Annotated in this window: 22 protein-coding genes and 1 tRNA gene; 3 read left to right on the top strand and 20 right to left on the bottom strand. The window is 56.3% G+C overall.

The genetic code is table 11. The features are described from left to right. Positions 1–235: 235 nt before the first annotated feature. The 5 genes from tsf to K3757_RS09090 all read right to left on the bottom strand — a co-directional run bounded on the left by tsf (position 236) and on the right by K3757_RS09090 (position 4,161). Entirely contained in the window at positions 236–1,108 is an 873-nt protein-coding gene (gene tsf, locus K3757_RS09110) for a translation elongation factor Ts (RefSeq protein ID WP_260001148.1), read from the bottom strand. A gap of 99 nt (positions 1,109–1,207) precedes the next feature. Next, positions 1,208–2,071 (bottom strand): 30S ribosomal protein S2, encoded by an 864-nt coding sequence (gene rpsB / locus K3757_RS09105; protein WP_260001147.1) that lies wholly within the window; start codon positions 2,069–2,071, stop codon positions 1,208–1,210. A gap of 181 nt (positions 2,072–2,252) precedes the next feature. Continuing rightward, positions 2,253–3,086 (bottom strand): 1-acyl-sn-glycerol-3-phosphate acyltransferase, encoded by an 834-nt coding sequence (locus tag K3757_RS09100; protein WP_260001146.1) that lies wholly within the window; start codon positions 3,084–3,086, stop codon positions 2,253–2,255. After that, positions 3,083–3,832 (bottom strand): GNAT family N-acetyltransferase, encoded by a 750-nt coding sequence (locus K3757_RS09095; RefSeq protein WP_260001145.1) that lies wholly within the window; start codon positions 3,830–3,832, stop codon positions 3,083–3,085. The genes K3757_RS09100 and K3757_RS09095 overlap by 4 nt, the downstream gene beginning before the upstream one ends. A gap of 146 nt (positions 3,833–3,978) precedes the next feature. Next, positions 3,979–4,161 (bottom strand): DUF3553 domain-containing protein, encoded by a 183-nt coding sequence (locus K3757_RS09090; protein WP_260001144.1) that lies wholly within the window; start codon positions 4,159–4,161, stop codon positions 3,979–3,981. A gap of 33 nt (positions 4,162–4,194) precedes the next feature. On the opposite strand from K3757_RS09090, the gene K3757_RS09085 reads away from it, so the two are divergent. Further along, positions 4,195–4,788: a histidine phosphotransferase family protein gene (locus K3757_RS09085; protein ID WP_260001143.1), complete on the top strand. Its 594-nt coding sequence runs from the start codon at positions 4,195–4,197 to the stop codon at positions 4,786–4,788. Here the strand turns inward: K3757_RS09085 and K3757_RS09080 are convergent. From K3757_RS09080 to K3757_RS09035, 10 genes are all read right to left on the bottom strand, one after another. Next, the gene (locus tag K3757_RS09080; RefSeq protein ID WP_260001142.1) at positions 4,785–6,050 is read right to left on the bottom strand and encodes a glutamate-5-semialdehyde dehydrogenase; all 1,266 of its coding nucleotides are present in this window, start codon (positions 6,048–6,050) and stop codon (positions 4,785–4,787) included. The two genes, K3757_RS09085 and K3757_RS09080, sit on opposite strands and share 4 nt — an antisense overlap. Before the next feature lie 10 nt (positions 6,051–6,060). Next, a complete protein-coding gene (gene proB, locus K3757_RS09075; RefSeq protein ID WP_260001141.1) occupies positions 6,061–7,167 on the bottom strand; it encodes a glutamate 5-kinase in 1,107 nt (368 codons plus the stop codon). Beyond that, positions 7,155–8,189 (bottom strand): GTPase ObgE, encoded by a 1,035-nt coding sequence (gene obgE / locus K3757_RS09070; RefSeq protein ID WP_260001140.1) that lies wholly within the window; start codon positions 8,187–8,189, stop codon positions 7,155–7,157. Before obgE ends, proB begins: the two co-directional genes overlap by 13 nt. Before the next feature lie 16 nt (positions 8,190–8,205). Beyond that, the gene (locus K3757_RS09065) at positions 8,206–8,736 is read right to left on the bottom strand and encodes a GNAT family N-acetyltransferase (RefSeq protein ID WP_260001139.1); all 531 of its coding nucleotides are present in this window, start codon (positions 8,734–8,736) and stop codon (positions 8,206–8,208) included. Between the two features lie 2 nt (positions 8,737–8,738). Further along, entirely contained in the window at positions 8,739–9,341 is a 603-nt protein-coding gene (locus K3757_RS09060; RefSeq protein WP_260001138.1) for a LysE family translocator, read from the bottom strand. Continuing rightward, positions 9,338–9,895, bottom strand: coding sequence for a GNAT family N-acetyltransferase (locus K3757_RS09055; protein WP_260001137.1), 558 nt, complete (start codon positions 9,893–9,895; stop codon positions 9,338–9,340). The genes K3757_RS09060 and K3757_RS09055 overlap by 4 nt, the downstream gene beginning before the upstream one ends. Positions 9,896–9,983: 88 nt before the next feature. Continuing rightward, positions 9,984–10,253, bottom strand: a complete 270-nt coding sequence (rpmA, locus tag K3757_RS09050) for a 50S ribosomal protein L27 (RefSeq protein WP_260001136.1) — start codon at positions 10,251–10,253, stop codon at positions 9,984–9,986. A gap of 11 nt (positions 10,254–10,264) precedes the next feature. Continuing rightward, on the bottom strand, positions 10,265–10,972 hold the full coding sequence (locus tag K3757_RS09045) for a 50S ribosomal protein L21 (protein ID WP_260001135.1): 708 nt from the start codon (positions 10,970–10,972) through the stop codon (positions 10,265–10,267). A 195-nt stretch (positions 10,973–11,167) separates the two neighbouring features. Continuing rightward, positions 11,168–11,977 carry a hypothetical protein gene (locus tag K3757_RS09040; protein WP_260001134.1) on the bottom strand — a complete coding sequence of 270 codons (810 nt, stop codon included), beginning with the start codon at positions 11,975–11,977 and terminating at the stop codon, positions 11,168–11,170. Positions 11,978–11,981: 4 nt separating this feature from the next. Next, positions 11,982–12,824 (bottom strand): DUF2059 domain-containing protein, encoded by an 843-nt coding sequence (locus K3757_RS09035; protein ID WP_260001133.1) that lies wholly within the window; start codon positions 12,822–12,824, stop codon positions 11,982–11,984. A gap of 144 nt (positions 12,825–12,968) precedes the next feature. Between K3757_RS09035 and K3757_RS09030 the strand changes: the two genes are divergently transcribed. Continuing rightward, positions 12,969–13,058, top strand: a tRNA-Ser gene (locus tag K3757_RS09030). A 575-nt stretch (positions 13,059–13,633) separates the two neighbouring features. On the opposite strand, the gene K3757_RS09025 is transcribed toward K3757_RS09030, so the two are convergent. Genes K3757_RS09025 through K3757_RS09010 form a run of 4 tightly spaced genes read right to left on the bottom strand, consistent with a single transcriptional unit; the run spans position 13,634 to position 17,796 of the window. Next, on the bottom strand, positions 13,634–14,635 hold the full coding sequence (locus K3757_RS09025) for a glycosyltransferase (protein WP_260001132.1): 1,002 nt from the start codon (positions 14,633–14,635) through the stop codon (positions 13,634–13,636). Next, on the bottom strand, positions 14,632–15,612 hold the full coding sequence (locus K3757_RS09020) for a glycosyltransferase family 2 protein (protein ID WP_260001131.1): 981 nt from the start codon (positions 15,610–15,612) through the stop codon (positions 14,632–14,634). The genes K3757_RS09025 and K3757_RS09020 overlap by 4 nt, the downstream gene beginning before the upstream one ends. Before the next feature lie 22 nt (positions 15,613–15,634). Then, positions 15,635–16,558 carry a glycosyltransferase family 2 protein gene (locus tag K3757_RS09015; protein ID WP_260001130.1) on the bottom strand — a complete coding sequence of 308 codons (924 nt, stop codon included), beginning with the start codon at positions 16,556–16,558 and terminating at the stop codon, positions 15,635–15,637. After that, the gene (locus K3757_RS09010) at positions 16,555–17,796 is read right to left on the bottom strand and encodes an oligosaccharide flippase family protein (protein WP_260001129.1); all 1,242 of its coding nucleotides are present in this window, start codon (positions 17,794–17,796) and stop codon (positions 16,555–16,557) included. Before K3757_RS09010 ends, K3757_RS09015 begins: the two co-directional genes overlap by 4 nt. 192 nt (positions 17,797–17,988) lie before the next feature. Between K3757_RS09010 and K3757_RS09005 the strand changes: the two genes are divergently transcribed. After that, the gene (locus K3757_RS09005) at positions 17,989–19,188 is read left to right on the top strand and encodes a polysaccharide biosynthesis/export family protein (protein ID WP_260001127.1); all 1,200 of its coding nucleotides are present in this window, start codon (positions 17,989–17,991) and stop codon (positions 19,186–19,188) included. On the opposite strand, the gene K3757_RS09000 is transcribed toward K3757_RS09005, so the two are convergent. Beyond that, complete coding sequence (locus K3757_RS09000; protein WP_260001126.1) at positions 19,178–21,667, bottom strand: PAS domain-containing hybrid sensor histidine kinase/response regulator; 2,490 nt, start codon at positions 21,665–21,667, stop codon at positions 19,178–19,180. The two genes, K3757_RS09005 and K3757_RS09000, sit on opposite strands and share 11 nt — an antisense overlap. Between the last annotated feature and the right edge of the window lie 28 nt (positions 21,668–21,695).

The raw sequence follows: 21,695 nt of genomic DNA, 5'->3' as shown, positions 1-21,695 counted from the left end.
TACAAAGCTCTACCGGGTCGCCGGCTCCGGTGAGGCCCATTTTAGGCCTTGCCGGCCGGAGCCACTGAAAATTAACTCTCCCCAGAGTTTTCAGTCCTACGGTGGCAGGCAGCGCGGTATCTTTTCAGCAGAAGCCCGCGTTGCCTGTTGCTTCTTGCACAAGTGACCTCACCACCATACGAAAAAAGGCGGAGCTCACAGCCCCGCCTTTCCAGAATACTAAAGCTTAGGAAGCTTAGCCGTTCATTTTAGCCACTTCAGCTGCGAAGTCTTCTTTGACAACTTCGATGCCTTCGCCGACTTCAAGACGAACGAAACCAGTGATGGTTGCACCCGCTTCTTTCGCTGCGGCACCAACTGTCAGGTCAGGGTTCACAACGAAGGATTGGTTCAGAAGCGTCACTTCGGACATGTACTTCTGCATGCGGCCAACGATCATCTTTTCGATAACTGCGTCTGGCTTGCCGGATTCTTTTGCGATGTCGATCTGGACTTGCTTTTCTTTCTCGACAACAGCTGGATCAAGATCCTCCTCGGACAAGGACGCCGGGTTTACCGCTGCGATGTGCATCGCAACCTGCTTACCGAACGCTTCGTCGCCGCCGGTCATTGCAACTAGAACGCCGATTTTGCCCATGCCGGGGGCCGCTGCATTGTGCACGTAGGACACCACAAGGTCACCCTCGATGGCGGACATCCGGCGCACGGACATGTTCTCACCGATAACGGCAACAGCGTCGATTACAGTCTGCTCGACTGTTTTGCCGCCCATGTCAGCCGCTTTCAGCGCGTCGATGTCATCTGATTTCACTGCAACAGCAGCTATGCCGGAAACCATTTTCTGGAAGTCGGCGTTTTTGCCAACGAAATCTGTTTCGGAGTTCACTTCAACAGCCACACCGCGGCCGCCTTCAACGTTCACAGCCACAAGGCCTTCGGCTGCGGTACGGTCGGATTTCTTCGCCGCTTTCGCCAAGCCTTTTGTGCGCAGCCAGTCAACAGCGGCTTCAATGTCGCCGTTGGTTTCTGTCAGTGCCTTTTTGGCGTCCATCATGCCCGCGCCGGTCGAGTCGCGGAGTTCTTTGACCATGGATGCTGTAATTGCCATCTCTATGGGTCTCCTATCTGGGTTTTATATGCTTTCGGGGCAGGTATACCCTGCCCCGTATGACACTATTGTGATGGCTGCCCGCAGGCAGCCGCCACATCAGGACTTCGCGTCTGCGACTGTCTCTTGCTTGGATTCGATGTCCAGAGGACCATCTTTCGAAATCGCGTCGTTCGCTGTCGCTTCGGCGGAAGCGCCGCCCAAAGGCATTTCGGAAACAGCTTCTTCAGCAGGAGCCTCTTCCATCGCGCCCAGATCAACGCCAGCGGCGCCCAGCTGTGCGGACATACCGTCAAGTGCCGCGCGGGCAGCCAGATCGGTGTACAGAGCAATGGCGCGTGCCGCGTCATCGTTGCCTGGAATGATGTAGTCGATGCCGTCAGGTGAGCAGTTCGTGTCAACCACGGCCACAACCGGAATACCCAGCTTGTTGGCTTCGGCGATTGCCAGCTGCTCTTTGCGAACGTCGATGACGAAGATCAGGTCAGGACGACCGCCCATTTCACGGATACCGCCCAAAGACGCTTGCAGCTTGGCTTGGTCACGCTCCATGCCCAAACGCTCTTTTTTCGTCAGGCCGGAGAAACCGATCTCGGACTGCTCGTCGATGTGCTTCAGGCGCTGGATGGATTTGGACACGGTCTGCCAGTTGGTCAGCGTGCCGCCGAGCCAGCGGTGGTTCATGTAATACTGTGCGCATTTCTCTGCGGCTTCGGCGATAGGCTGTGCGGCCTGACGCTTTGTACCAACGAAGAGAACGCTGCCGCCTTTGGCGACTGTATCACGGATGATTTTCAGCGCGTCTTCCAGCATTGGGACGGTCTGTGTCAGATCCATGATGTGGATGCCGTTACGTGCGCCGTAGATGTACGGACCCATGCGTGGGTTCCAGCGCTGCGTCTGGTGGCCAAAGTGTACGCCTGCTTCAAGCAATTGGCGCATGGAGAACTCAGGAAGAGCCATGTCTTTATACCTTTCCGGTTTAGCCTCGTCGGGGGTCTGACCAACGGGATGCTGGCCAACCGGCGGAACTTTTGGGATGTCTCCCCATCAGTCCCAATCCCCGACTGCGGGATTAAGTAGGCTGCGCTTACCGTAGCCTTGGTATGTGCGCAAGGGAAAATTCACCTAAAAAGGCTGTGCATTATGACGATGACAGTGCTTTTGTGTGGGCGCGGCGAACCGCCTCTTCGCAGGCCGCAGCAAGAGCTTTGCGGTTCTGAAAATCTGCGACAGCCATCGGCGTGCCGTAAACTACCTCGACGCCACCGGGCTTACCCAAGGCCAGCGTCGCAAGCAGATGCGGCCCAAGTTCCATACCACCCCACCAACCGTAGAACCGCGCGTCCTCTCCTTCGGGGGCGCGGTAGACGACCGTCACGGGCTGGACATAAATCTTATCACGCAGTTCCGGCGCAAAAAATGCCTGAAACAACGTTGTTTTGAACGGCAGGACTTGCATTCCATCCGTGCTGGTTCCCTCCGGGAAAAACAGCAACTTATGGCCAGCTAAAAGTCTGTCTTGAAATAAAGCCGTCTGCTCGCGCGCACGTGCTGGATTACGCTCGATAAACACGGTGCCAGTTGCACGCGCCAGCCACCCGATCGCAGGCCATGACGCAACCTCGGACTTCGAGACAAAGTAGATGCGTTTGGCTGCGTTCAGCGCAAAGATATCAAGCCAGCTTGAATGGTTTGCTACCACGGCACCGCGCGCCTCCATCGGGACACCGACCACGGCGAACTCCATCCCCAAAAGGCGGAAAGCATTGCGGCAAACGAACCGCGTGATTGCGGGCGTGAATGGCCTGTGTAGCCCATAAAACGGCCGTTCGAACAGCCGCACGGCCAGCAAAAAAACGAGGCCTCCGAACACGAGCACAATCATCGCAGCGCCGCGCAACAGGACACGGACCAATCCGGCAACGCCAAGACGGGGCAGCTTGGGATAGCTGCTTGTGTCCCATCTGGCGCTCATGATGTGGCACCGCCGTAAATTTTCGCCTGACGCGCATTCATCTGCGCCGTGTCCAATACAAGACAGACATCCGTCGTGTTAAATGAATGATCCACAAAGGCCCCCTCGCCCACACACCCGCCAAGCCGCAAGTAAGCTTTGATCAGGCTTGGCACTTGCACCATGGCGGCGCGACGATCAAGCGCCTCTTGTGGGATCAGGTCCATCGACTGAAAAGATGCTTCTCGGGCACGCACGCGTAATTCGGGCGCCGCAAGATGACGGTGATGCAGCAAAGACAGCGGAGCAGCAAGTTGGGCGATGTCGGTGCCATGAAAGCTTGCCACGCCAAACAGCACCTCGATGCGATGCTGCGTCACATAATCAGCCAAGCCACGCCACAACCAATGCATCGCCATGCCACCGCGAAAATCACGGTGCAGGCACGAACGCCCCAGCTCCAACACCTCCTTTCCGGAGTTCTTCAGAGGGGTCAGATCATACTCGCCTTCAGAGTAGAAACCGCCTGCTGCCTGCGCTTGTGATCCGCGCAGTAGGCGGTACACACCGACAACTTCGGCGCGGCCCTTTTCCGTCAGGATCAAATGGTCGAAATATGGGTCAAATCGATCCCGTTCTAGGCCGGCTGGGTGATCGACCAAATCCCCGCTTCCGCCCAGTTCTTTTACAAAAACATCATACCGTAAACGCTGGGCCGCTTGCAGCTCTGCGTCCGTTTCGGCCAGCTTGACCGTAAATTCTGTCATGCCCTGCCCCAACGTTCGAGTGGCCTACGGATAAGCTGCTGGGGACATATTTGCAACGACTGCACATATTGCCAGATGCAACTTATGGTTGCTGTTCCGTACAGACCGAGAGGAGAGATATACATCATTTACGCTATTTTGAGATGTTAACTATCAAACACTGGAACCAAGGCGATCCGGGTACTGTCGATGACCACTTTACCAGCCTCTCTGAAATTCACTGTGAGCTTACCACCGATGTTGCTTTGCACCTGCCCTACTCCCCAATCGGGCATTCCCGGGTGTCGCACCAGCATGCCAGGCGTCAAGACTGCGTTGAAATCTTCCATCCAATTTTCCTTACTGACAAGGACGCGACTTATATGAACCACAACACCGACTTTGCTGCCTTGATCGGGAGCCGCATCTGCCACGACCTGATATCTCCAATTGGCGCTATCAACAACGGTTTGGAACTCATGGAGATGAGCCTGCAGTCACCAACGCAGGAAATGGACCTTATTGCCGAAAGTGTGGCCAACGCCAGTGCACGCATCCGCTTTTTCCGCATCGCTTTTGGGTCTGCGGACACACAGATGGTCGGCCGATCCGAAGTGGTATCCATCCTAAAGGACAGCTACGCCTCTTCGCGGCTTTCGGTTGTCTGGGCACCAGAAGATGGCCAACCCCGACGCCTCGTGAGGCTCGCCCTACTGGCAACACTCTGCATGGAAACCGCCATGCCATACGGCGGCCGGATCGAAATTTCGATCACAGATGGCCAAATCTCTCTGACGGGTCACGCAGACAAGCTCAACCTTGATGAAACCCTATGGTCCATGCTTGAAGGTAGCATGGAGAAATACGATTTGCGGCCCGCGCAGGTTCAGTTCGGCCTGCTCCCCACACACGCCGCATCCGAGGGACACACTCTCAAGGTTGAGCGCACAGAAAATGCCCTCTGCATCACTCTTTAGCGACGGACAGTCCCATCCCCTGTCACCAGATATTTGAAGCTGGTCAGCTGCTCGGCCCCTACAGGGCCGCGCGCGTGCATTTTACCCGTCGCAATCCCGATCTCGGCGCCCATGCCAAATTCACCACCATCGGCAAACTGGGTTGAAGCGTTGTGGATCAGGATGGCGCTATCGAGACCATTCATAAATGTCTGGGCAGCCTGTGGATCTTCGGTGATGATACAATCCGTATGGTTTGACCCATAGTGCCGGATATGCGCCATCGCGGCGTCGATGCTGTCAACTGCTTTCGCGGCAATGATCATGTCCAGATATTCATGGCCCCAATCGTCATCCGTGGCTGGCACGACACCGTCCAGATTAGCAAGCGCCTCATCGCCGCGCACCTCTACGCCTGCGTCGACCAACGCGCGCACCAGACCTTTGCCAATGTTCGGCAAAACGTCCCGGTGGATCAACAAACACTCCGCAGCGCCGCAAATGCCTGTCCGCCGAGTCTTGGAGTTCATCACGATCTTGAGCACTTTCTCAGGATCGGCGTCCTTGTCGATGTAAATATGAACGATGCCTTCAAGATGGGCAAAGACCGGCACGCGCGCTTCGCGCTGGACCAAGCCGACTAACCCCTTGCCGCCACGCGGTACGATGACATCGATCGTGTCGGTCATCGTGAGCATTTCCTTCACTGCCTGACGGTCACGCGTCGGGACAAGCTGGATCGCGTCTTCTGGCAGGCCAGCGTCACGCAAGCCTTGCTGCAAACATACGTGCAACGCGCGGCTGCTGTGGAAGCTCTCAGAGCCGCCGCGCAAAATCACGGCATTGCCAGATTTAAGACATAACGCACCAGCATCGGCGGTCACATTCGGGCGGCTTTCATAGATCACGCCAATGACACCAAGGGGCGTCCGAACCCGCTGTATGTGCAACCCGCTGGGCTGGTCCCATTCAGCGATAACATCCCCGACAGGATCGCGCTGTTCAGCAATGGCACGCAACCCGTCAATGATCCCCCGAAGCCCTGCCTCGTCCAGTGCTAGACGGTCAAGCATTGCAGGGCTCAGCCCCTTGTCCTTGCCATAGGCCATATCTTGCGCGTTGGCCGCGTATATTTCTTCGCGATCGCTCCAGACAGCATCAGCCGCAGCAATCAGCGCGGCGTGCTTCTGCTCTGCACTGGCTGTTGCAAGGGTTGCTGCCGCCACTTTGGCACGGCGGCCGATATCTGACATCAGGGCATGAATATCTGCAATCTCTGTCATCGTCTTGTCCTTATAGAGCCATATCGTCACGGTGGATCAGGGCAGCGCGCCCCGGATACCCGAGCAATGCTTCGATCTCGACGCTTTGGTGGCCTTGTATCAACCGCGCTTCGGCAGCGGAATAGCGCGCAAGACCGGAACCGACACCCGCCCCGTCCGGCCCCAAAAGCGAAACTGCATCCCCCCGCTCGAAGTTGCCAACAACATTTGTGATGCCGGCCGGCAGCAAGCTTTTGCCGCGCTGAAGCGCGTCCACTGCGCCACGATCAAGCGTCAGTGCGCCCAACGGCTTCATCGCCGCGATCCAGCTTTTGCGCGCAGCCTGCGGATCTGTCTGGGCGGTAAACCACGTCGCATTCGCACCCTGATCAAGGGCTGTCAGCGGCCGCAATACCGACCCTTCGGTGATCGCCATCGCGCAGCCCGCCGATACGGCTGTTTTTGCCGCCATCAACTTTGTCTTCATGCCGCCTTTGCTTAGTCCTGAGCCTGCATCGCCGGCCATCGCCTCGATCCGGGGGGTGATCCTGTCAATCACCTCAAACCGGGTGGCAGTTGCATCATCCGCAGGATTGGCAGTGTAGAACCCATCCACGTCCGACAACAGGATTAGCTGGTCAGCGCCGACAGTGACCGCGATCTGCGCGGCAAGTCGGTCATTATCACCAAAGCGGATTTCATCAGTAGCAACAGTATCATTTTCATTCACAATCGGAACGGCACCAAGCCCCAGAAGTGTCTCGAGCGTCGCCCGGCTGTTCAGATACCGGCGGCGGTTGGCGCTGTCTTCCAGCGTCACAAGAACCTGCGCGGTGGTGATCCCATGCGGGGCCAGAACCTCTTCGTAGGCACGCGCAAGACGAATTTGCCCGACAGCAGCCGCCGCCTGCGATTGTTCAAGCGCCAGCGTGCCCAGCCCCAGCCCCAGAACACCACGCCCCAGCGCAATTGAGCCGGACGACACCAGCACAACATCCACGCCCAATTTCTTGAGCCAGACCACGTCTTGCGCCAATGAAGCCAGCCAATCAGCCCGCAAACTACCGGTGGTACGATCCACCAGCAGAGCAGAACCAATCTTTATGACAACGCGTTTGGCCTCTGTCAGGGCTGCCAAGGCGCTTCCTCCCCCGCAGGTTTCTGACGCAACCGGTCATCGTCAATCTGCGCACGCAGGGCCCGCAGGACTTCGACGGTATTTGTTTGCGCAACACCAGACATCGTCATGACCTCACCACCACATGCTTTTTCCAATTCAGCACGGGCACTTGCAAGCTCTTCCTCATCCAGCGCGTCAATCTTGTTAAGCACCGTGACACGCGGACGATCGGCCAGCTCTCCACCATAGGCCTCAAGCTCACCGATGATTGTCTGGTAGTCTTCGGTGATTGTCTCGGAGGTGCCGTCGACCAGATGCATCAGAACGGCGCAGCGCTCTACATGACCCAAAAAGCGGTGGCCAAGGCCACGGCCTTCATGGGCACCCTCGATCAAACCGGGAATGTCAGCGACCACGAATTCGGTGTTATCAACACCGACCACACCAAGGTTCGGGTGCAGCGTTGTGAAGGGATAGTCCGCAACTTTCGGGCGGGCGTTAGATGTCGCCGCCAGAAACGTGGATTTACCTGCATTGGGCAGACCCAGAAGCCCGACATCCGCAATCAGCTTTAGCCGCAGCCACAGAGTACGCTCCACCCCGTCCTGACCAGGGTTAGACCGGCGCGGTGCTTGGTTGGTCGCAGATTTAAAGTGCAGGTTACCCCAGCCGCCATTACCACCGCGCGCAAGTTCGATGCGTTGGCCAAGTTCGGTCATATCGGCAAGCACGGTCTCTTCGTCTTCGTCGAGGATTTCAGTGCCAACAGGCACGCGCAGGATGATATCCTCACCGTCCTTGCCGGTACGCTGTTTCCCCATACCCGGTTGACCGTTCTTGGCGAAAAAGTGTTGCTGATAGCGAAAATCGATAAGGGTGTTGAGACCATCCACAGCCACAGCCCAGACCGAACCGCCCCCGCCGCCATCGCCACCGTCGGGGCCGCCGAATTCGATATATTTCTCCCGCCGGAACGAGATACAGCCGCCGCCACCGGCACCGGAGCGGATGTAAACTTTGGCGAGATCGAGGAACTTCATATTATATCCTAAAGGTTTACTGCAGCTTGAGGCTGTAGGTCCATGTCGGCACTGTCGCATTGCGCGCAAGGCAAAAGATTTCAGCATCGCCCAGATAGGCGAAACCGGTGTTGGTAAGCACTTTGGCAGAGGCGGGATTGTCATGGAAGACGCTCGCGAACATTGCGGCATTACCAAGCGGATTTCCGGTCACAAGCGCCTGCACGGCATCAGAGGCTAAATGGGTTCCCCAGAAGGGCGGCGCAACCCAATAGCCGATCTCGGACTGATTCCGGTCAAGCCGCATCAGGCTGATCACGCCCATAACCTCTTCACCGGATGTCCCACCATCCATCACCCAGACATCCTCTTCGCGATCTGGCGCCATCGCGCGCTCGATAAAGCCGGCAATCAGGCCAGGCGGCAAAGGATGAGGCAAGCGGGGCGTATGCATAGCCAACCGGATGTCAGCGGCATAATGCTCGATCCGCGTCAGATCGGACATCTGCACGGGACGCACTGCAAACCGTTCTGTAAACAGAGTTTTCTGTTGTGTCGAAATATCCATACTCAGAACTTTCCGCCAAATAAAACAAACAAAACCGAAGCAACCGTCAGCCCCGCGAGGGTCCACATCAAATAGGGCTCAGCACGCGTACCTGCAACGGTGCGCGCAATTGCGCTACCGCCCAAGGTCCAGAGCGGATGCATGACCATCTGACAGGCCAACAACACGGCCGCAACTGTTGCAGTCGCTGCCAGTGTCGGCACATCAGGCCCAACGAAGGCCGTAAAACTGCCAACGATCATCGCCCATGCTTTGGGGTTCAGAGGATGGACAATCAACCCCGCCGCAAAGCCAGGCACAGACGTTGCAGCATCCCCATGCCCCAGACGCAGGTTCGCCACCTTCCACGCAAGCCAGATAATATAGGCAGCCGATAGATACTTGAGCGCGGTAAACACGCCCGGAGCAGCCTCTGCCAGCTCCATCAGACCAAAACCGATCGGCCAGATGATCAACTGCTTGCCCAGAGCCACACCCGCCACGAAAGGCAGCGCCGCACGAAATCCAAAGCGCGCGCCCGTGGCAAGCAACGCCATATTCGCAGGACCGGGTGTACCTACCTGACTGGCCGCAAAAACGGTCAGTGGAACGAGAGCGATGCTCATACCCCGATACCTACGTATTCCGCATTCAAGAGGCCCATGATGACGTCATCTTGCCATTTCTGCCCCACCTTTGACGACTGCCTCTCTCGACCTTCCTCGACAAAGCCTACCTTGCGGAACGCCACAATTGCACGGGTGTTGGATGCCAGAACCCGTACAGCCACACGATGCAGTCGCATTGTTTCAAAGGCATGACGCAACAGCAGGTGAATTGCGCGTGGGCCGATCCCCTGCCCCAGCTTTTTAGGATCAAGAATGGAAATTTCCATCTCGGCGCGGCGGTCTTCAATCACATGGCTTTGCAACCGGATTTCACCGATTAACGCGCCCTGCTCCTCTATCACCCACGCCAGCGGCTGGGCCGACAGAGACCCGAACCAGCCTTCTGCTTCAGCCGTCGAAATCGGCTTTGGATCGCCCAGCGGTATACCAAACATCTGGGTGATTTCGGGGACGCGCCCCAACGTTTTGCGCGCTGCGATGTCGGCCTGAACCGGCGCACGCAGGCGAAGACCCTTACGAGCCAACTCTGGAATGGTATCTGATCTAGACATAGGTCGCTCTCCTGAGGGAGTGACAAGAACGAAAAAGGGACCGGCGTCTCCGCCGATCCCTGATATTGTATCATTCTACGGGTACGGCTTATTCAGCAGCTTCCGCTACCGGTACGATAGAAATGAATGTGCGGTTTTTCAGGCCCTTGTGGAACTGAACGTTGCCGTCAACAGTTGCGAAGATCGTGTGATCTTTGCCCATGCCCACGTTCTGGCCAGGCCAGAATTTGGTGCCGCGCTGACGCACGATGATGTTGCCAGGAACGACAACTTCGCCGCCATATTTTTTAACGCCAAGGCGACGACCAGCTGAGTCGCGCCCGTTACGGGATGAGCCGCCTGCTTTTTTGTGTGCCATTAGGTCTCTCCTTAGCCTTTTGCCAGATCTTTGGCCTGTGCGATCCAGTCTTCACGACCGACACGACCTTTGAACGACAGTTTCTCTTCAATCGCTTCTACGTCAGCATCTGTCCACGCCGCAATCTGTGCGAATGTGGTGATGCCTGCGTCATTCAGCTTGCCAACAATGACAGGGCCAACGCCGGAGATCTGGGACAGATCGTCGCCTTCACCCTTTGCAGCTTTCTTCGCCTTGGCAGGCTTTTCAGCTTTCTCGGCTTTAGGGGCCGCTGCTTTTGCAGGCTTTGCTGCTTTAGCTTTTTTCGCAGGTGCCGCCTCAACGGATTTACCTGTGATGGCTGCAACTGCCGCTGCGGATACGGAACCCGTGCCGATGGCTGCCGCTACGCCGGATTTACCTGCGCCGGATGCCATGATCTCGGTGATCTTTACCAGCGTCAGTTTCTGACGGTGGCCTTTGGTGCGCTTGGAAGAGTGCTTCCGGCGACGCTTGACGAAGTGGATAACTTTCTCGCCTTTGATCTGGTCGACAACTTCGGCTTGAACGCCGGCGTCTTCGATCATGGGCGCGCCAACCTGTGGGTTGTCGCCACCAAGCATCAGCACTTCGTTGAATTGAACTGTCTCACCGGCAGATGCCGCAATACGCTCTACGCGGAGCATGTCGCCCGCTTGAACTTTATATTGCTTACCGCCTGTTTTCAGGACCGCAAACATAGGTCTTCCTTCACATTTTCCGCGTCTTGTGGCCCCCGGTAACCGGGTGTTCGCGAGGGGGGTATGCCCCTCACCGTCAGACAGCGCGCCCTTGGGCGTCATTAACAAAACCCCGGAATCGGGAATTCCCGCCGAGTTGCGCGCTTATCAGCGGATCAGGGGCGCAAGTCAAGCGGTGGCAAACAGATAAACAGGCTAAAGCTCTTCTGCGGCCATATTCATCGCCATTGCACGGCCAAGCGCGTAGGAGATATCTTCGTAAAGCGGATCAAATCCGGCAAAGAACCCGTTATTAAGCGCACGCCCGGCCTCGGATTCCGCAAAATCGGCATAAGATGTCAGTTCTTCTAGGCTGAGTGGGCTGTAGGCCAGCGTCAAAAAAGCACCAAGCCATATGTTCGTGTCTTCGGTGATTGCCTCGCGCTCGGACAAGACATCATCAAGAATTTCTTCATCGCTCATTGTATAGACATCACCATCCACCAATGCGCGCAGGAACTGGTAGTTAGAGTTGAGCGCAGAGGTAACGTTGCGGTTGATCAGATCACCCGCCTTGATCATCCGGTTGATCTGCACGAGGCGCACATCGTTGCTGTCTTGTTGTTTAACGAATTTCGCGCGGGCCTGAGCTTCTATTTCAGGATCAGCCAAGGCACGCCGTGCCGCATTTTCAAACGTGATGATCTGGCTACCCAATTCGGATGCAAAAAACGCAATCGCGGCTTCAAGAACCTCGCCTTCCAGCGCGGGTTCAAGACCGGCGCGAATGCCTTCTGCGATGCGATCCACATCATAAATGCGGGTCACCTGCCCCGCCCACGCCGGACCACCCTGCCCCTCAAGCCAGTCATCGTTCAACGTCGCCCCGAACTGGAGCCCCTCTTCATGCAGAATGCCGCTCAGCTCGCGGATCTGCAGCACATCCATTAGCACCGTGTGCCGCGCGCCCGCCCAAAGCGGCAAGGCGGTCAGCATGATAAGAAAAATGGCCAGCAGTTTGCGCATCTTACTATAGATCCTGACTAGGCTGCATCTGGCGCAAACGTTCTGCGACGGCTTCAAATCTGTTGGCCATAATTTCGTACTGCACCGCGTTCATCAATGAATAAACCTGCTGCATATCGGGGTGTTCCAGCGCCTCGGCGTAAGCGACCATCTCTTCGTCTGAGAACGCTTGATACGTATAAGCCGCCCCTTCAAGCGCGCTCTGGCGCAAGTTGGCCCGCAGCTCCTCTTCTTGGGATTGCATTGCTTCGCGCAGATCAGGCTCGTCCATTTGAAGTTCGATCACGCCTGCACCCGCCGCAGCCATCAGGAACCTGATCTGGACCTCCTGAATAGACTTGAGCGAGCTTTCCTCGCTGCCGCTGGCACGGTTCAGTCGCTCCAGAATGGCAACGCGCTCTGAACCAATGCGGTTAAGCCCCTCGATGATCTGCGCACCGCTTTCGGATTTGAGGCCATCTTCCTCAATCATATGAGAACTGTTTTCTGCAACGACCAGCCGTTTTCCCAGATCAGACGCATAAAAATCTGCCGCATGGGTCAGCAATTGCTCCGTGAGGGTTTTTTGCAGGATATCAAGCGCCATGTCATGCATCAGTTGGGTCTTGAACACCTCGGACACAAGGCGCTTCCATTCCGATCCAAAATCCTCGGCTTGCAAACCCAGCATTTGCGGCGCGGCATCCGCAGACAACCGGATGCTCTCCAGCGCCACATCAAAACCGGTCACTTCCAGAAATGCTTCAACCTGCGCGCGCTCAGCGGGCTCTGCCGTGGCTGATAACGCAAAAAGACCCAACATGAGGGCTGTGAGGGGGATCATTAGTACCTGACGTATCGATTGCATGGGGGGTCCTTTGCAAATTGCCGCCTTTAACGTAGCTCTTCTACAAGGCGCTGCAATGAAAATCCCCCAGAACAGCAAAGATGCGCAGGCAGCCTCTTGCTCCGGTCTGAAAAGCCAACTAAACGAGCGCTCCAAGACCCCCGCGGAGAGGTGCCGGAGTGGTCGAACGGGGCGGTCTCGAAAACCGTTGAGGGTGCAAGCCTTCCCAGGGTTCGAATCCCTGTCTCTCCGCCATAATCTTTGAAATCATTCAATATGGTCTAATCAGGAATTCCGACTGCCGATCTGGTGAGAGTTTTCATGCGATGGTCTCAGGGTGCCCACACGCGCTATGTCACGCATTCGTGAAGATCTTGATGGCCGATCATGGACAAAAGAACGCATAACAGCGAATTGGAAGCAGGAAACTACAAGCTTCCGTTGACGCCCTTACACCGCGAAACGATGCTTGACCTAGTTCTTGCGTGGGGAACGCTTAACGGCGCTGAGGCAACGCTTTTGGCGCAACTCGTGCAAGTTCCATATCACGAAGCCGCCGACTTGATCGGCAAGCAAATCGGTTCAGGGAAGCCTGCCGAAATGATCCGCCTAATCAAACAGGTTGATTCTGCGGAGAAAGCTACGAAGTTCCTAAAGAAGCACAAAGGGCTTTATGACCGCCATTCGAAAGTAAAATGTTCAGCACGTATTACCTCTGCTAGCCGAACCAGAAGCTGCATGAACGCGCGTCGGATTTGCCCTCTAAACGCTCGCCATCTCCAAACCAATTGGCCAAAATTTGCTCAACGCGTAACATTTAAGTGGCCGCATCAGCGGGATTGAACATCCACCTCGCGCAACATGTGATCCCAAGCCTCACGAAACCGGCTTTCCAGCTGCAAGGTCTTCTGCTTGCTCCAGTTTGGCGCGTCTATCCTTCCACATCGGGCTTCATGTGCAATCAGCTCGCGCAATATCGATGCGTTTTTTCCATCAAACAGAACCGCGCCGCGCTGTTCATGATCCCTCAGACCATCAATATTACTGCAAAGTAATCTACGCCCGCTTGCCAGCGTTTCGATGGCCACCAGGCCGTAGGCTTCCCAGCGCGAGGGCATGACGACGACATCAATTGACGCAAGTGCAGCGGTTGCATCCTCATAAAATCCACGAAAAACAATGCGGGGATCGTCGCCTGCGAGGGATCTGAGTGCGACCTCTTCTGCACCTTCTCCGATGATATGCAGTGCAATATCGGGATCCGCGCACTGGCGAAACGCCTTTATCAAAGTATCAAACCCTTTTTGCCCGTCCAGCCGGCCAATCGCTCCAAAAACACGTGCTTGGTTTGTAGACGCCGGCACGGACCGAAAGGCATCCAGATCGACGCAAGACTGGATGGTGGAAAGTTTTTCGCCCCTGATAAGACGACTTGCGATCATCCAGTCTGCTTGTCCCTTGCTGACACTCACGACGCGGTCGAACAATCCATAAGCTGTTTTCAGCAAACGGATAAAGCGGCGCTTATGTGTCACGTTGTGGGCTACAAATCCTTCTGTATAGCTGTGCTCGACGTGGATAAGCGGAACCAGAGCAAACCGCATGCGAAGGGTCATCAGTGACGGCAACGCAGACCAAGAGACCGTCAGGTGTGAAACGACGACATCCGCAGCCCCGACAGGCCAGGAAAGTGATCCACGTTTGACAAACTTGACTTCATGCGTTGCTGTCTTGGCCATTTCCGGATCGGACCGAAGAAAATCGAGAACGCGCATCACGCCGCCAGCGGTGGTATCGTCGACAAGGTGCAAAACGGTTGGCAGCTCCTTCATGACTTTGCGCCTCGCTTTTCCATAAGTGCATCCAGTGCAAGGGGGCCTGCAGTGCGCAAAATCGCTGCTGCAGCAATCGTCGTGAGCGTTTTGCGCGGCTCTTCCCAAAACGGCAGCCAAGACGCTTTGACAGATTGCGCAACCAGATCGACAGCACGCGCGGTGTCTTTGTCACTGATTGCGCGGCGGGCAAGATAGCGGAGCTGGTACGCGCGGGCCGTTTTGGTATGTTTGGCAAAGAACCCCGGCGAAATCAGGGCAAGTTTTGCGACCATCCGTTCCCAAGCGGCCAATTGCAGATCGGTTGCAGAGGACAAGGCGCCCGCGCTGATGCGATATTGTGTGAGATGTCCCTCAATACCCTCGAAATGCCAGCCGGTTGTAAGGGCGATCCGCAACCAGCATTCGATATCCTCGGACTGTCGGAATGTCTCGTCAAAATACCAGTCGCGTGATTGCTCGGATGCAGGGCGGTGGGCGATTGCATCGAACACCGCACGGCGAATGACAGGAGCTGACCCGTTTCCAATAGGATTGCGTTTAAAGATATGTGCCGCGGTGATATTTTTGAGGCGCGGGCTCTGGTTTATGCCAAGGGCAATGCCGTTGTCGTCGATCATACAAGAACCAGAGTAGCTCACACCGATTTGTGGTGCAGATTGCAAATGCGCTACGTGTTCGGCCAACTTTTCCGGCAACCACAAGTCGTCGGCATCGCAAAAACCGATAAACTCACCGGATGCGGCAGCGATGCCGGTGTTGCGCGCGCCCGCAAGGCCGCGATTGCGTTGGGTGATGACTTTTATGTGGGGCCGGTTCGCATAGTCGCGCAACAGCGACGCGGTCGTATCGGTAGAGCCGTCATTCACCACGATAATTTCTACGTCTCTAAAGGTCTGAGCGCACAGAGCGTCTAGTGTGGCCCGCAAGGTTTTGGCCACGTTAAACGCAGGCACTATGACAGAGGCTGTGGGCATGAGGTGCTCCTAATCGGGAGGGTTAGCGTGAGAACAGAATTTGAGAGAGCCGGGAGGGAAGAACGGGGACAAGCATGGCACCTGCCAATGTGGCAAGGCCGCGCCACGGGGTGCTAAAGAAGCCAGCGGGACTGCGCATCACCCCTTTGAAAGCGAAACGCAAAGGTAGCAGACGCCCCTGCCCCAAGCGCAAAGCCCGGCGGCACAGATAGCGTAGAAAAATCGCGTCAGAGCGCCGTGTCGGGGCGTGTCCGAACCGGCCAGCTGTGCGGATGGCGTCTTTGCGACCCTGTTGCATGGCGCGCAGATTGGCGGAGAGGCCGTAAGGGCTGCTGCGATACCATGTTTGAAGCGCATCGATGCCAACCACTTGCGCGCCAGTGCCGACAAGACGGATCAGCCAGTCAAGATCCTCGTTGTGGACCATCTCCTCGTTAAAGCCACCTGTGCGCAGAAAGGCATCTCGGCGCACGGCAATGTTGGACATGGTGCAAACGGGGTTTTCCCCCAACAGCATCTGAATGCTCAGCGGCGTGGCGGGGATTGTAGAAGTGGCAGTGACTTCGGCAGGATCATCTTGGAAAAAGGCGACCTGTCCAAAGGCTGCGTCGATGTCGGGTGTGTCAAAGCAGTCGTTTAGCTGGCCAAGTTTTTCGGGCCCCCAAATGTCATCCGCGTCGCAGAAGGCTATCACGTCACCTGTGGCGAAGGTAAGCGCCCCTAGGTTTCGCGCCCGGCTGGGGCCTTTACCCACATTGTGGATGACGCGGATGCGCGGATCGAGGCTGCGTGCAGTATGCAGGACCTCCAGCGTTGCATCCGTTGAGCCATCATCCACACAAATGACTTCCCAATCCTGACAGGTCTGGGCCTGAATGCTTTGCAAGGTCGCTTGGAGGGTGAGAGCGGCGTTGTAGCATGGAATGATGATTGAGAAGTCCCTCATGACTGTACCTGCGGGTAAGAGGGGAACAGATCGTTTTGAAGAATTTTGAGAGCACCGAGCAGCATGAGCCCCCCCGTTACGACAACGTATCCGACAGCCATTGCAGTGAGACCGAAGGGGGCGAAAAGCAGTGTGCTAGACAGCACCGCTGCGGCGAGCGTGGCAGTCATCAAAAGCTCTACCTGCGGCTTGCCACACACTCGCAACCAGCCTGCGGCAGTGGTCCAGAGTGTCGTGGGGATAGCAACAAGGCAAAGGATTGAAACCAGTGGAGCCACGTCTTCCCAACCCTCGCCCAGCAATGCAGGCACATAGTAAGGAGCAAGTGCAGACTGTAAGATGACGACCGGAGCGATCAGCCCAAGGCCCACAACAATGCTTTGACGCATGGCAGCAGCAGTATCACGGGACTGGCTGAGGTGCGGAAACACAACAGTGGAAAAGGCCGTTGCGAATGCATTGGACAGGCTCAAACCAGCATTGAAAGCCATGAAGTAAAGGCCGAGTGCCTGAGGTCCGAGGGCAAGACCGACAACGATCTTGTCGCCTTGCAAGCGCAGCACTTTGACAACTTCTACGCCCAGTACAGCCCAGCCGTAGGAAATGAAGGGCCGCAAAGGGGCAGGTTTGATGCCTGCCTTTGGCGCCCAAGGATGTAGGGCGCGAACAGCGACAAGCCAAATAGGAGCAGATAGAACACGCGGCAAGATGAGAGCGAGCGCGGAGGGATATATCAGCACCAATGCAACGGAAAGCAGATTAGCGCCCACAATTTGTGCGCCGCCGATGGCAGCGGTTTGGCGCAGCTTGCCTGCGCGCATCGCAAGTGCCACATGGACCAGACCTGCAGGCATCAACAGATACTCAAGCCCCATAACGAAGATGAGACCGGCAAGCACAGCACTGCCGCCCGATAGGTAGAGTACAGCAGCTATTAGGGCTTGAGCCGCGAAAAGACCAAAGCACCAGAGCCAGAAGATACGGCGCGCGGCCGTGCATGTTGCCTCCAGCGCTTCGTCGCTAGCGACAATGATGCGTTGACCAACGCCATTTTCGGTCAGAGCCTTGAGAAGATCGCCTGCCGCCAGCGCCGATGCCGCGATGCCGATCTGCGTCAGATCCAATGTGCGGGCCACGGCGACAACAACGAAAAGACGCGACGCCTTGGCGGCCACTTCTGATGCGCCGTAAGCGATCAAGTTAGTCGCAAAATGTTTTGTTGTCTCGGCGAAGGGCACTGTCGGGTCTTTCCGGTTATGTTGCCCTACCCTAGCCCGCAGCCATCCTTGCTGTCTCGGTCCCTGCAGGACAGGCCGCAAGCGCAAAAGGAGCGCCCCCTACCCATCGGGATAGGGTTTAAAATCGCATGTTTTGTGGCTCGATAACCCTGCTGAACCTATGGTACACTCAGCCATCTTCAGGAGTCCTTCATGGCAAAAAGATCCACACTGTCCAGCGCGATCAGCGTATTACTCATGACAAGTGCATGTGCCAGTTTCGACCAGCCTGACAACCTCGAGCCGGTGGCGCAGGGCGATGGCTATCAGGCGCAATACCGTGAGCCAGATGTCACGCGACGGCAGGCCGACTTGCTGCGCTCAGAGGAAATCAACCTGCAAAAATGTCTGCCGCTTGGTGGGACTGCGGGCAAAGGGTCCGGCATTGCCGCAAGTGCATTGAAAGGTGAACGCTTGTCGAGGAATGATCTGCTGGATGTGCGGATCAGTGACGATGATACATTCAACGGAAACTATGTCGTCTCGCGGGACGGGATGCTCAAATTGCCTTTCCTGCCGCCTATCCGCGCTCAGGGCCGCAGCACTGCGGAAGTCGAAGCAGACATTGCCGCCGCATTGGTTGCGGATCAGTTTTATCAAACGCGGCCTAGAATATCAGTTCGCGCTACTGATTTCGCCTCGGTTTCTATTGGCGTGTCAGGTGCAGTCTTTGAGCCGCATGTAGTCGAGATTGGCGGCGTGCGCGGAGATACCGTCGACAGCCAGCGACAGGTCGCCTCTGGCGCGTCAACCGAAGGGCGCAACCTCTCTGCTGCTTTGAGAGCGGCTGGTGGTGTACGGCCTGATGCCGATATCTCGGCGGTGGAAGTACGACGGGGAGGCAAGCTTTACCGGTTGGACATGCGCGGTGTTTTTGAAGGCAGCAATAGCGTAGACATTATGCTGCTGACAGGTGACGAGGTGCGCGTGCCAAGCCGTCAGTGTTTCCAAGACGACCTTATGCGCCCCAGCCCGATCAGCCCGCCAGGTGTGAGCCTGTTTTTGTCCAACCTGACACAACCCGCGCAGAATAACGCGGCATCCGCCATAGGCCAGACCGTGCGTCAGGTGCCGTATGGTTCGCGTTATATTCAGGCCGTGATTGACGCCAACTGTGTTGGTGGCGCGCGGACGACCAGCGCAAACCGTTCTGCAGTCTTATTCTCGCGCAATCCGGTCTCTGGCGTGTCAGTGGTCATTGAACGCAATATCGAAAACCTGCTGCGCCGTGCCGACCGCGATGATTTCGATCCATATCTGCTGCCCGGCGATGCGATGGCATGTTATGACAGCACGGTAACCAACCTTGCCGAGATCGGGCGTGTGATTGGGATGGTAACTCTTATTCCGTAAGGGCGATTTCGGACAATGCCTTTTTGCTACGCTTCCAAAGATCGGGCAGTGAGGTGATCGCGGCTAACACCTTGGCATCTTCACCGGCTTTTGCCGCCTCTTCCATAGAGAGCAGTGCGGCGCGAAAACGGGTTGCACCAAAAAGGGCAGCGCTGCCTGCGATCCTATGGGCTTGCGCAGCGATTTCTCCACGGTCAAGATGCGTATCACTTTGCAGCCATTCGATCATCTGATCGACTTCCCCTGTATAGCGCGCAAGCAGTTTGGGAAGGTTCTCAGCCCCGACAGCCTCCAAGGTTTCAAGCATGTGCGCGTCATCAACCAAGACAGAGACGTCATCCGAGGCTGGCTCGGGCGCGTCTCCCATCATTGTGCGAAGATCCGCTTTCCTAAGCGGTTTGGTGAGCACGTCATCCATACCATGAGCAATGAAATCGTCACGCTCTGACGGCATGGCATTGGCGGTCAAAGCAACAATGCGGGACCGACAGGATGCGCCCTTGCCTTCTCTGATCCGGCGCGTGGCAGTGCGTCCGTCAAGCACCGGCATACTGATATCCATCAAAATCAGGTCGAACTTTTCATGCGTGGCCATATCGACGCCTTGCTGGCCGTCGTGTGCTTCTGACACATGATGGCCGTCTGCCTGCAACATCTCACGCGCAACAAAGCGGTTGATCTCGTTATCCTCGACGATAAGCACCCGCTGCGGAGCAATAGGCGCATGGCTGTTTGCACCATGATCGTTTCTGGAAGTGGCCTGAGCTTTGGTGGCGGGGACAGTTACGCGGAATGTAGTTCCCTGCCCCACAACGCTTGCCACATCAATCTCACCGCCCAAGACGTTCACGAACCGCTTGGCGATGCTCAGGCCAAGGCCCGAGCCGCCCACTTCCCGGTCGTAGGCGGCATTACCGGTTACAAAATCATCGAAAATGCGGTCTTGCAGCTCATCGGGGATGCCCGTGCCCGTGTCCTCAATCTCGAAAGAGATTTCATCATTATGCCAACTCACGGTGACGGATACCCGTCCGCGTTTGGTGAATTTCACAGCGTTGCCAATAACATTCATCAGCACATGCTGAAGGCGGTCGCTGTCGGATGTAATCCAGTGTTGTGGAAGGCCGTTCCAGCCCCAGTCCAATGTGGTTTCCTGGGTCGACGCCATTCCGCTTTGGCTGTCGATGATATCCTGAAGCAGGTCGGAGATGTTCATAGGCTCAAGCTTTGCGCTGACCTTGCCCGAGTCGTAGCGGGTGATATCCAGAACATCGGAAACATGGCTAAGAAGCAGACGGCCCGATGTTTCCATATTGCGCATATAGGTGTCTTGTTTTGTGCTGACGGGGGTATCGCGCATCAGGCTCAGGTTGCCCAGCAAACCATTGAGAGGTGTGCGAATTTCGTGGCTCATGGTGGCAAGGAACTCGGAGCGGCTTTTCTCACCTGCAATGGCCTTGTCGCGCGCATCGACCAATTCGGCCTCATCCAACTTCTGCTGTGTAATATCGCGCAGAAAAGCAATAAACATCTCACCCTGAGCGCTGACCGCGGACTGGACCGCAAGCTCCACAGGAAAGATGGAGCCATCGGCGCGTTTCGCCTCTAGCTCTACCCTGCCCTTACCAACCACACGTTTTTCGCCGCCTGCGCGCATTCGGGCCATTCCCGCATCGTGGCTTGCGCGCAGGTGGTCAGGTATTATGATCGCACCAAGTTCGTGACCGATCACATCCTGAGCGCGGTACCCGAAAATTTCTTCGGCGGCGGGGCTGAATTCAATGATGGTGCCTGTTTCGTCGCTCACGATCACACCATCCAGAGAGGCTTGCAGGACAGTATTCATCCGTGACGTCGTCTGGCTCCGTTCGCGTTCCTTGCGCACAAGCTTTCTGTTCAATCGCACAAAGTGCAATACTGACATGCCCAGTGCGGCGATCAAGGCAGCCAGAGTGAGAGCCAATTCGATCATCGTGCGAGCAACTTCGTTGCGCTGCTGGTCCGCGTTGCGGGCAAAGATTTTCAGGCCCGAATTAGATAATCTGCGCACATCGGGCCTGATGTCTTGAACAAGGGCAGCCAGCCGAGGCATCTGGCCTGTCAGCTCTGCATCGGATGTATCAATATAGGAAACCGCGGTGTCCAGCCACGTCTGAATTTTGCTAAGCGTTTCCCTGAACTCTGTATCCTGGCGCAACTCTTCAAAAACATGGGCCGTGGAAACAGTGTTGATCCTGCTGTAAAATATATCAAACCGCCGCCGTATCCCCGGCAGGTCTGCCCCGACCCTAATACGGCCTGCGAACTCCTGAAATTCAACTTCGGTTTGCGAAAGCGACCATTGAACATTATCGGAACTGGCTGAGCTTAGCTCTTCGATCTCGCTGCGCACGGTCCATGTCAGAAAGGCAATAGCCAGCACAACAACAAGACCGGCCAAGACAATTAATGCCTGGCCGGGTTTGATGCTTGTCTTCATAAGGTTCGCCACAGTTGTCCCTGCTTTT

The sequence above is a fragment of the Sulfitobacter sp. S223 genome (assembly GCF_025143825.1).
Taxonomy (GTDB): domain Bacteria; phylum Pseudomonadota; class Alphaproteobacteria; order Rhodobacterales; family Rhodobacteraceae; genus Sulfitobacter.
The sequence above is the reverse complement of the archived record's forward strand: the minus strand, read 5'-3'. Positions and strand labels throughout refer to the sequence as shown.